The sequence below is a fragment of the Prochlorococcus sp. G5PB11 genome, from assembly GCF_059772425.1.
Genome location: NZ_CM186287.1, coordinates 550,049 through 559,857 on the forward strand (window position 1 = coordinate 550,049; position 9,809 = coordinate 559,857).

Annotated in this window: 18 protein-coding genes; 7 read left to right on the forward strand and 11 right to left on the reverse strand. The window is 33.0% G+C overall.

The window, feature by feature from the left end; translation table 11 throughout:
* Positions 1 to 190: 190 nt before the first annotated feature.
* From AC6EI0_RS03415 to AC6EI0_RS03435, 5 genes are read right to left on the reverse strand one after another with little or no spacing between them, the layout of a single operon-like run.
* Positions 191 to 316: a high light inducible protein gene (locus AC6EI0_RS03415; protein ID WP_498523074.1), complete on the reverse strand. Its 126-nt coding sequence runs from the start codon at positions 314 to 316 to the stop codon at positions 191 to 193.
* Positions 316 to 465 (reverse strand): high light inducible protein, encoded by a 150-nt coding sequence (locus tag AC6EI0_RS03420; RefSeq protein ID WP_498522871.1) that lies wholly within the window; start codon positions 463 to 465, stop codon positions 316 to 318. Before AC6EI0_RS03420 ends, AC6EI0_RS03415 begins: the two co-directional genes overlap by 1 nt.
* Complete coding sequence (locus AC6EI0_RS03425; protein WP_269615540.1) at positions 465 to 611, reverse strand: high light inducible protein; 147 nt, start codon at positions 609 to 611, stop codon at positions 465 to 467. Before AC6EI0_RS03425 ends, AC6EI0_RS03420 begins: the two co-directional genes overlap by 1 nt.
* Positions 611 to 730 carry a high light inducible protein gene (locus AC6EI0_RS03430; protein WP_269611256.1) on the reverse strand — a complete coding sequence of 40 codons (120 nt, stop codon included), beginning with the start codon at positions 728 to 730 and terminating at the stop codon, positions 611 to 613. The genes AC6EI0_RS03425 and AC6EI0_RS03430 overlap by 1 nt, the downstream gene beginning before the upstream one ends.
* 20 nt (positions 731 to 750) lie before the next feature.
* Entirely contained in the window at positions 751 to 858 is a 108-nt protein-coding gene (locus tag AC6EI0_RS03435) for a high light inducible protein (RefSeq protein WP_011125327.1), read from the reverse strand.
* A gap of 235 nt (positions 859 to 1,093) precedes the next feature.
* On the opposite strand from AC6EI0_RS03435, the gene AC6EI0_RS03440 reads away from it, so the two are divergent.
* Positions 1,094 to 1,246 (forward strand): hypothetical protein, encoded by a 153-nt coding sequence (locus tag AC6EI0_RS03440; RefSeq protein WP_498523075.1) that lies wholly within the window; start codon positions 1,094 to 1,096, stop codon positions 1,244 to 1,246.
* Between the two features lie 761 nt (positions 1,247 to 2,007).
* Here AC6EI0_RS03440 and AC6EI0_RS03445 read toward each other — a convergent pair.
* Positions 2,008 to 2,112 carry a hypothetical protein gene (locus tag AC6EI0_RS03445; protein ID WP_498523491.1) on the reverse strand — a complete coding sequence of 35 codons (105 nt, stop codon included), beginning with the start codon at positions 2,110 to 2,112 and terminating at the stop codon, positions 2,008 to 2,010.
* 525 nt (positions 2,113 to 2,637) lie between these two features.
* Here AC6EI0_RS03445 and psbA point away from each other — a divergent pair.
* A complete protein-coding gene (gene psbA, locus AC6EI0_RS03450) occupies positions 2,638 to 3,720 on the forward strand; it encodes a photosystem II q(b) protein (RefSeq protein WP_011294225.1) in 1,083 nt (360 codons plus the stop codon).
* A 172-nt stretch (positions 3,721 to 3,892) separates the two neighbouring features.
* On the opposite strand, the gene AC6EI0_RS03455 is transcribed toward psbA, so the two are convergent.
* The gene (locus AC6EI0_RS03455; protein ID WP_498523076.1) at positions 3,893 to 4,075 is read right to left on the reverse strand and encodes a hypothetical protein; all 183 of its coding nucleotides are present in this window, start codon (positions 4,073 to 4,075) and stop codon (positions 3,893 to 3,895) included.
* A gap of 418 nt (positions 4,076 to 4,493) precedes the next feature.
* Positions 4,494 to 4,724, reverse strand: coding sequence for a hypothetical protein (locus AC6EI0_RS03460; RefSeq protein WP_498523077.1), 231 nt, complete (start codon positions 4,722 to 4,724; stop codon positions 4,494 to 4,496).
* Between the two features lie 403 nt (positions 4,725 to 5,127).
* On the opposite strand from AC6EI0_RS03460, the gene AC6EI0_RS03465 reads away from it, so the two are divergent.
* Entirely contained in the window at positions 5,128 to 5,655 is a 528-nt protein-coding gene (locus AC6EI0_RS03465; RefSeq protein ID WP_498523492.1) for a hemagglutinin, read from the forward strand.
* Positions 5,656 to 5,783: 128 nt separating this feature from the next.
* Here AC6EI0_RS03465 and AC6EI0_RS03470 read toward each other — a convergent pair whose 3' ends face one another.
* A complete protein-coding gene (locus AC6EI0_RS03470) occupies positions 5,784 to 5,921 on the reverse strand; it encodes a hypothetical protein (protein WP_498523078.1) in 138 nt (45 codons plus the stop codon).
* 1 nt (position 5,922) lies between these two features.
* Positions 5,923 to 6,171: a hypothetical protein gene (locus AC6EI0_RS03475; RefSeq protein ID WP_498523079.1), complete on the reverse strand. Its 249-nt coding sequence runs from the start codon at positions 6,169 to 6,171 to the stop codon at positions 5,923 to 5,925.
* A gap of 278 nt (positions 6,172 to 6,449) precedes the next feature.
* Between AC6EI0_RS03475 and AC6EI0_RS03480 the strand changes: the two genes are divergently transcribed.
* From AC6EI0_RS03480 to AC6EI0_RS03495, 4 genes are all read left to right on the forward strand, one after another.
* Complete coding sequence (locus AC6EI0_RS03480) at positions 6,450 to 6,608, forward strand: hypothetical protein (RefSeq protein ID WP_498523080.1); 159 nt, start codon at positions 6,450 to 6,452, stop codon at positions 6,606 to 6,608.
* 658 nt (positions 6,609 to 7,266) lie between these two features.
* A complete protein-coding gene (locus AC6EI0_RS03485) occupies positions 7,267 to 7,410 on the forward strand; it encodes a hypothetical protein (RefSeq protein WP_498523081.1) in 144 nt (47 codons plus the stop codon).
* Between the two features lie 19 nt (positions 7,411 to 7,429).
* A complete protein-coding gene (locus tag AC6EI0_RS03490; protein ID WP_498523082.1) occupies positions 7,430 to 7,732 on the forward strand; it encodes a hypothetical protein in 303 nt (100 codons plus the stop codon).
* A 178-nt stretch (positions 7,733 to 7,910) separates the two neighbouring features.
* Positions 7,911 to 8,108, forward strand: coding sequence for a hypothetical protein (locus AC6EI0_RS03495; protein WP_498523083.1), 198 nt, complete (start codon positions 7,911 to 7,913; stop codon positions 8,106 to 8,108).
* Between the two features lie 1,095 nt (positions 8,109 to 9,203).
* Here the strand turns inward: AC6EI0_RS03495 and AC6EI0_RS03500 are convergent.
* On the reverse strand, positions 9,204 to 9,554 hold the full coding sequence (locus AC6EI0_RS03500) for a hypothetical protein (protein WP_498523084.1): 351 nt from the start codon (positions 9,552 to 9,554) through the stop codon (positions 9,204 to 9,206).
* Between the last annotated feature and the right edge of the window lie 255 nt (positions 9,555 to 9,809).

Below are 9,809 nucleotides of genomic sequence, written 5' to 3' on the forward strand. Positions count from 1 at the left end.
AAAGATTTGATTTTGTTTTTGATTTACATGCAACTTCCAGGCGTTGGTCTTTGGCTTAAAGACTAGATACGAGGAAATATTTCTATTTAAACCTTTACTGGAGAACCAGCTTCGAAAACTCCTGCGAATAAAATGTCCCCTCCCCAATGGCAGAGAAGAGACACTTTGAAAATTGTGTTAAAAATCAGAGTTAGACAATTCCTGGGATAATCCAGCCAGTGAAACCGTAATTAATAACAGCTGCAAGAAGACCCATCATTGCAAGTCGACCATTCATTATTTCAGCTGTTTTCCAGTAGTTAGTTGTTTTATCCATCACACAAAACCTGGAATAATTTGTCCAGTTGTTGCATAGGCACCTACAAGAGCAATGCATCCAAATAATGCTGCATAGCCGTTAAGTCTTTCAGCAGTTACCTTTTCAGGATCAATCTTCCTACTGTTGTTGTCGTTTTGAGTAATCATTACACGACACCTGGGATGATTTGGCCAGTTGTAAGATATGCACCGATGAGTGCCCAGCATCCAACAAATGCTGCGTAGCCGTTGAGTCTTTCGGCAATTACTTTGCCTTCTTCGACTCTTGGGGTTTCAACAGTTGAATTTTTCACTAAACGACACCTGGGATAAGTTGGCCTGTTGTTAGGTAGATACCTGTTAGAAAAACGAATGCCATCATGGCTGGTCTGCCGATGCTTCTTTCTAGGATTGTTTTGTTAGATGGTTGCATTGTTGTGAATAGTTATTGGGTTAGAAAATACCAGGAATAATTTGACCTGTTGTTGCATATGCACCGAATGCTGCTACGAAGCCAAGCATTGCTGCCCAACCGTTGAACTTTTCTGCTTCTGGAGTCATTACTGTAGTTGCGTTGATGTATACAAACATAAAATATGAATTTTCCGAATGAAAGATACGGTCATGTACGGCTTCTTCTAATAATAGATATATTTACCTTTCAAACATCAAATACATCAACTGATTAGAGATGTATTTTCGAATAATTAGATTTATTAATGACTATAATAGATATAAATAGCCCGAACTGGTTAGCCATACTTCAACCGTCCTACATCACTTGAGAACTACTTTTATGTTGTTCACATCCTCAAAACAAGCTAAGGACCTATTAATCATGCTTGCAATCAATAAAACTACTGCTGCAAAACTAATCGTTCTGTGGAATCTTCCTGCACTTTTTTTGTTAGCTGAGGCTTTCGAAGTTGGTTCTACCTTATTTGCATAACTAATAATGGCATCATCTAAGAGCCCGAAAAATTGGTCTGAGTGGAATAACACCAAGCATTTAACTGACTATTAAATAGACTCAGGTAATAGCAAATTTGTTCGCTTTACTATTGCTGCATTGCTTTTCGTTCCAGTTGGCTTCTTTGTTTATATGACTATAATTAAATAATTAATGATATCAATGAACAATATTAGAAATAACAAAAGATTCTTTGAGGTGATTGCCTATGGCATACCTGATAAATAATCAACCTTTCCTGTATTTCTTATTTATCTGATGAGTAGCTAAACTATGATAAGACAAGAAAAAAATAAAAGCAGCTGAAGAGAGAATCAAAGAATTAAAAATACTCATAAAGCATTAAAAGAATTAGAATTCAATAATAAGTTGACCAATAATTATTAAGAAATAAAGTTAGCATTAATAGACTTATCGCATGTTGATTACTATATTTTTAAGATCAATGTAAGAGCACATATTCTAGAAAAACTTTAATTTTGTCTTAGGGAAATCCATTTTAGCTTTAACAAAGAAAAAGTTAACTCTTAAAATTATTATTTAAATTTATTCCTTTTAATGAAAGAAGTGATCATATCTCATATCTTTTTAAAAAGATTTACTTAATACGACTGATTATGAAAGTGAATGCATTGAATTTGTTAAAAGTTCGCCGATTAATTATGTCTTATGAATTTTCTATTTAGCTCGGCCTCATTTATTAATACAAGTTTGAGTAAAAAATTATTGATAGTTTATTGTTAATTCTCATTTTTCAGATGGACATCAACGCACTTTGTTGTACATTCAATGCCGCCATTGTCCAGTAAAAAAAAAAATGTCGCACACGCGAAGTATAATTCAATGCCATCTCTCTCTTCTAAGTTTTGACTCTAAGCTTAAGGAATAGAAGCCGTATTGACCCAAGCATATCACTAATAACTATTTAACATTTATGCTCCTCTTATATATTCTTCACTAATTTATATAATTACCTAGTTTATTCATCAAATCAGATATTAATTAAACGGTAATTCTCAAATCTAATTAAGGAAATTAAGCTATGTGGTAATGAAAAAGTAACAATAGAAATCAATACTTGATTCATAGTTAATAGAAAATCTCCTTTTGGACTTAATATATTAGTTGCCTTATACACAAATGATAAGAATGACTAATATAGGTGAATCTTATTAATCAGCTTCGGAAAAGAGAAATTAATGATTGGATAAGTAGGTTTTATCCATGCGAATAGAATTACTAATTTCCTTTAGCCAAATTTTGGTGAGTTTACCCATCCTTGTTATCTGATTTAGAAGCTAAATTCACTTTGTCAGATTTTTCTGATCTTACCTATTGCTCTTCCGAGCAAATACTTAACGTTCTAATTCATGACCACCATTCAGCAGCAGCGTTCTTCGTTGCTCAAAGGTTGGCCACAATTCTGCGAGTGGGTTACTTCCACCAACAATCGTATCTATGTCGGTTGGTTCGGTGTATTGATGATCCCTTGCCTTCTTGCGGCAACAACTTGTTTCATCGTTGCATTTATCGCTGCTCCTCCAGTCGATATCGACGGTATCCGTGAGCCAGTAGCTGGTTCATTTATGTATGGAAACAACATCATTTCTGGTGCTGTTGTTCCTTCAAGTAACGCTATCGGCCTTCACTTCTACCCAATCTGGGAAGCAGCAACTCTTGATGAGTGGCTATACAACGGTGGCCCTTACCAGCTTGTAATCTTCCACTTCCTTATTGGTATCTCTGCATACATGGGACGTCAGTGGGAGCTTTCATACCGTTTAGGTATGCGCCCATGGATCTGTGTTGCATATTCAGCTCCTGTATCAGCAGCTTTCGCTGTATTCCTTGTTTACCCATTCGGTCAGGGTTCATTCTCTGATGGTATGCCTCTAGGAATCTCTGGAACATTCAATTTCATGTTCGTTTTCCAGGCTGAGCACAACATCTTGATGCACCCGTTCCATATGGCTGGTGTAGCAGGTATGTTCGGTGGTGCTTTGTTCTCTGCAATGCACGGTTCTTTGGTTACTTCATCACTTATCCGTGAGACCACAGGACTTGATTCACAGAACTACGGTTACAAGTTTGGACAAGAAGAAGAGACATACAACATCGTTGCAGCTCATGGCTACTTCGGTCGTTTGATCTTCCAATATGCAAGCTTCAACAACAGCCGTAGCCTTCACTTCTTCTTGGCTTCATGGCCAGTAATTTGTGTTTGGTTGACATCTATGGGCATCTGCACCATGGCTTTCAACTTGAACGGCTTCAACTTCAACCAGTCTGTTGTAGATACTTCAGGCAAGGTTGTACCAACCTGGGGTGACGTACTTAACCGTGCAAACCTTGGTATGGAAGTAATGCATGAGCGTAATGCTCACAACTTCCCACTTGACCTAGCAGCTGCTGAGTCTACTTCTGTAGCTCTTGTTGCACCTGCAATCGGTTAAGTCTTTAACTTGATTTTTCAAAGCCCTCTTTTAGAGGGCTTTTTTTTTGCTTTTTTCAAACCATGATTACTATCACTTCTGGTGGTTGATTCTGATTAAATAGCCATAAATGAAAAGCCAATAAAAGTCAGTGCTAACGTCGAAAAGATCAAGAGTAGTTCAGTAAATTTCATTAGTCTCTGTAGCCAAAGAACAATTCATCTGGTCTTGGTGAGGTCATAGGTTTGGAACAGAAACCAAACTGCAAACACTCCATTTCCTCATCATTCCTGAACTTATGATCATGTTTAGGCAAATTGAGAATAGATTCTCTTACGTTGTGAAATAAATGATTAAAGGGATTTCCGCAGGACATAGCTAAACCTCCTATAGAGCTCTATCCATATCTACTCCTACCGCTTGCTGAGTGACATGAGGGAGATCACTCAAGTATTTATTACTGATATTCATGGAGTAAGTTCAACAATAGATAGGAGGTGGTCTATGGCTAAAAAATTTTATTGACAGCTATAAAAGCTTTTTCCACTTTTGAGTAATGCCATCGATATTGGCTTCTAGGAATCTTTGGATTGCTTTGTATGTAATGCCCCCCTTGAGAGTAGGTCTTTGTTTTCATCCAAAGTGAATCCACGTAAAAAATTAGAGGATTAATGCTATTGATCGAAAAATTGCCGTTACTATTTCGTAATGGCTTAGTTGAAAAATACGCTTGAATAAAAAAAGGGAGCATGTGCCCCCCTAACAAGTCGACTTTCAACCGTGCATTTACTTCATTACGAAGCAATCTCTTCCCAAGGATCATGTGAAGGTAGCTCCTTGAATGGTATCAATTTAAAATCACCTCTCCTGATACCACTACAGATTAATCCATCTGCATGTTCTCTATTAAATATGTCAACTGCATCTTGTTTTCGTTTTGCTGGAATAGTGACTTTATAAATTACGTCACCTGAATCACGAATCTTATAAACAAAAAACCAATCATATTCCTTAATATCCATCATCAGTTAATGCTGATTAACTTTGTTTTAACTCACTTTCGGCAGTCCTACAACTGTTAGGAGGTGGAGTTTTGCACAAAATAGAGGTCATAATGCCCTCAAAAAAAATCGACCGTCAACCAAGCTATTACTTTAACTTTTTATTCACATTTTTGTAGTGTTTTCCTACTCCCTATAGGCCAAAAGAAGGAGTAGACCAAAGTTGTAAGAAGAAGGAGGTCTTATGAGACTATTCACTCCCTTCACTATCCCTAAAAAGGAAAACTGCGACCTTTGCAGGATTAAAACTAATAAAAGAAAAGCAACTGAAAATCGATTCATAGATCAAATATTTAAATTCCTCTAAGGGATAGGGTTGATTTGGTTTTCGACTGACCTTGAACACAACAGTAGAGGAGGATTTGAAATGCGTTTAAATTTTGTTCCTACTCACGTTTTCCGTGAGACACCTCAAGTATCTTTCTTTGATGCAGGAGTAAAAGGATGTAATGGCTCTGATGTCGTAATTCATCACGGCAATGCCATCTCACCTCCAAACGATGACGATTTTGAACAGTATTACGTACATCGACATCAGATTGATCACAATTTAGTCATTGAAGGTAGTCGTATTTTTACTTTGATCAATCCTGAATGGGATGAACCACATCACATCATTTTTTTAAACCGCGCCATGGGAGCGCTTCAAATTCCTGTCGGTACATATCATCGATCAATTTCTAATAAAGAAGGAAGTATTGTTCTAAACCAAGCCATAAGAGATGAAAAATTTAATCCTGAAAATGAATTTATACCTGTTAGTTTAAGAGACAGAAAAGATCTTCAAATAGCTCAAAAGAAAAATCCTGTTTACTGGGTTTGGGAAAAAGATCAGATTAAAAGGATTAAGTTTGATCCAGTCCTTCATTGCAATTGCCCAATTCCTACATTTTGAAGTAACACCAAGTTTTTGTTTAGTTTCTCCAGAATTAACTTTGACGACTATTCCATCGGTAGGAAGATTTTAAAGAATTCACCACCAAACCATAGAGGACGCTGAGTACTAATTAAATACTTTTGTTTTTAGTTAAACCTTTCAGGCTTAAGTTCGTGAAGCGCAGCCTCAACTTGAGCAAGTATTTTATCTAGTTCATCAGTTTTAATTAATGATTTTTCTGCCATTAATCTAAGTTTTTTAAGTTCACCAGAGACTGATTTCATATCATCTCTTTGCAATAATTTTTGATGTTAAAGGGGTATCAATAAATAAATAAGTAAAAGTTAAGGTGAAAAAGGCTAGTAATGCACTTAAAAATAAAAACAGTATGAATAAACCTGTGCTTGATTCAATATGTAAAAAATCAGCAGCCTTTGTTAGTTCGTTTCCAGTAAAACCCATAAATAATAATTTAACTTTCTCTAAAATAATCATTTTAAAAATATATGTAGTAGTTAAAAGTTGACGAGACATACTAAAAATATATATTTCAATGTGACTTATAATCCAATTCAAACTTACAAATGCTAATTAAATAGAAAGTCAATTTATTTATATTCAAAAAAGTCCTCTCTATGGGCTAGAGAGAGCTAAAAATGCTTTATAAATTTAATAAAAAAAAATGATATGATTAAGAGCTACATTTTATATGAAATGAAAATATCAAATATACATAACAAATAGATTTTAAATACTTGATTATGTAAGCATTCAGAATTCAGTTGATTAAATTTTTAGATTAATCAACATTCTTGGGCTGGCTTCATACAATCGCTGGAGTATTTACACCATCAAAATTAGGACAAATTATTACTCCTACAATCGCAAAAAGTGCTATCGAAAGAACACCCGCCAAAGCTGCCTACGGAGCAGGGATGCCAACTAATGAAGCAATAATCATAAGTCAATAAAATAATTAGAAAGAAGCTAATTTAGCAAAAGATTTTTTAGTACTAGAAACAAGTGATATGTAATTAATATGTATTTAAATGATTTTAAAATTTGAACAAATAATAGATTGATGACTCTTTTTTTATAGATAAATCTTTAGAAATCGTTTTAGATCGATTTTATAAGAGCCATTATTCGAGAGCCGAACTAATGAATAGAAATACTTACTAGTAAGCCGATCTATTATTTTTTATTTAATTAATTCACCTTAAATCGATTTTTTTTTACATTGGGTCAAATTCGAACATTTCAAGAAAGCTTATCCGTTTTTCATTTGCTTCTGTTATGTTTTAGTCCTTTGCTTCCTTTTTTATATTTTGAATTAGTTTCTAAATTACTAACGAAAGACGATGACGACGATAGAGTAGTGGAATCATCTTCTTAGCTTATCAAGCTTCAGCGAACAAAGTAAACTAAGTAAAATAAGTAAAATAATTCGTATCTTTATAACTATTCTCCAAGAGCAATAGGTATATTTGCTGTGATCTTTCTTTCTCTCTGGTTGACAATTTGATACCAAATAATATGTTATAAAAACACAAGTATTAATTAAGTTAAGGGTTCAACCTAGCAATAGTAATTCATAAGATAAGATTTCGATTCATTTAATCTAAATTAATGAAATCAGCTCAAGATAGATATTTTTACTGCTTGGAAAATTGTCACCACCATGAACAAATTGAAACTCCAAAAAGGATTTGTTTAGCAGTTTTAACAGATGATCCTTTTGACAATCCAAAAGTAAGTATTGTTCAGTCTTAAATTTATCAAACCTAAATATATGGCTTTTGATTTTAAAACTGTAATTGAAGATTATTGTGGAACAGGAAAACTCTCAGAAGAAGAAGTTGACTTCTTAGAGAGGGAGCATATTAAAACAATGAGTACAATGAGTGAAATATTATCTCCTTCAATTGCCCATTGGAATATTTGCGAAGCTTGTAATCTTGAACAAGGAAGTTACTGGATTACTTGTAATGCCTCAATCCTTGATAGGATTCGTCCAGTTAGGACGGGAAAGCCAAGAGCTTACAAATTATTTGATGCTCTTTGTCAATATAAGCTTTATGGACAAAATACATAATTCAATTAATAGGACAAGTGTTAATGGTTGAAAATGATTTTAATTAACCTATACGTGCTTAGTACAGGATGAAGTAGATAATCTTAAGAAAAAATTATCACTTACATTTTTGATGAAAATATGAACTATTCAAATTTTCGAACGGATGTAGTTTGTTAAAACTACAAGTTAAATAATTATGCTTTCTAGAGAAAATGCTCATGAAGCAGTAGTAATTATGTTCGAACAAGCAGTAAAGCGTATGGAAGAACTAAATGAACCTGGCAGAAGGTGCCTTTACGAAGAATATAAAGAATGGATAGAAGGTCTTGGCGATAAAGGAGAAGAACAAGATGCGATGATCTTTAAATATATGGGCAAGCCCCAAATCAACTAAACATTTATTTCACCCAGGCAATTTGAATTAAGGAATGAATCCTATAAATTCTCTCAAAAAATGGTTACTAAATATATTAATTCCTTTTATAGAAGGGAAAAGGAAGCACAAAGGAAGGGATAAAGAATGAATGATCCTTGGAAATAGATTAGAAGACTGAAATATACGCATGACTAATATCAATTTTTTAGAAGATTGAGGCCGTAACTTAAGAAAGTAAATAGGTTTTCGAATGACTAGCCTCAATAACTAGGTAAAGAACCTAGCTTGGTTTACTGTTTTTATTAGAAGATGACATTCTCTGAAGCTTTTTAAGCATTCCTGAAATCTTGAAGATTCCTAAGGGAAATAAAACAAAAATCGAAAAAGCTACTGCCAATTTATAGTCATCAATGGAGAAGAAATTCTAGTTAGCCATCATAAAAAATATAAAAGCACCACCTATAATTATTTTTACAGCGATACCGAAAGCAATTATTTTCCCAAATCTAATTATTAATTTAAGTTTGGTGGTATTAGTTTTGGCTGGATTAGTGGAATTTATAATAGAAGTTCTTCCAAAAAGTGTTTGCATGATTATCGATAAAAATTATCTAAATAAACTAACAACTTTTTAACTTGGTTGAGATAAAGGTAACTAGCATCAAACTTCTTTTATCTAATTTTATAAAATAATGTAGTCTTATTTAGAAGTATTTTAATTTGAACAGGTCTCTCTTTTACAGGTAAAGTAATTCATCAGCCCTTTCCAATTATTTTTACTATATTTAATTATAAAAAATTCTTCTAGACTTTATTAACATATAATCTATATTCTTTTACTGCTTATCAATTTAACTTCTATTTGCAATAGTTTTTTTACTTTTATATCAACTTTTATCGCAAAAAGAAAACCTAAATTTATTTATCACATTAAAGTAGAAATAGTTAAAAATCATTTAGAACGAATATACAATCTGAATAACTTTAGAGACTCAGTGCATCAATAATCGACTTTTAGCAGAACCAAGTCTCAAGATCACTTCTTTAATCTAATATGGATAAACAGTATCTAATTAGTATTCATATAAATATTCTTGGAATTATTTGATTAGCTTAAAAAACGTCTTTAATTGTAAATTTAATCCATTTTAAAAAAGTAAATGGATTTAATAAGGATTTAATTTCTCTGTTACCAGTCAAAACAAATTCTATTTTAAGAAAATCTTTAATACGTTTAACTAGTCCTGAGGAAACAATTTTATCAGAAAAATAATAATTCCTTGTACATTCAGAAAGTTCATTTTCAGTAACTTTTATTTCAATATTGGAACGCAGTTTTATAATAAGAAATTCACCTGAAAGTTCACTACTGTAATCAGTAAGTATACCCTCAGGCATCAATGCTATTTCTCTATTTGACTCATCTTTTAAATTATATTTACTTTTAATAGTATCAATAATCACTGGAGAACCTAAGGGTATTTTCTGTTTTTTAGTCAATTTATTTTGAAATATTTATTAAAAATTTTAAAAAGAATAATTAGCTCTTGTAGCACTGTTAATTACAAATGATCGTAGAAATAAGCACCAAGCTCTTGAGTATAAGATCACTTTAATATGGTTCATTTAGGCAATAGAGGCAATGAAAATAAGAATTAATAAGTATATAAAACACAGGTAGAGCTGGAGAAAGATTGCTGATATTTATGGTGTGAGTCC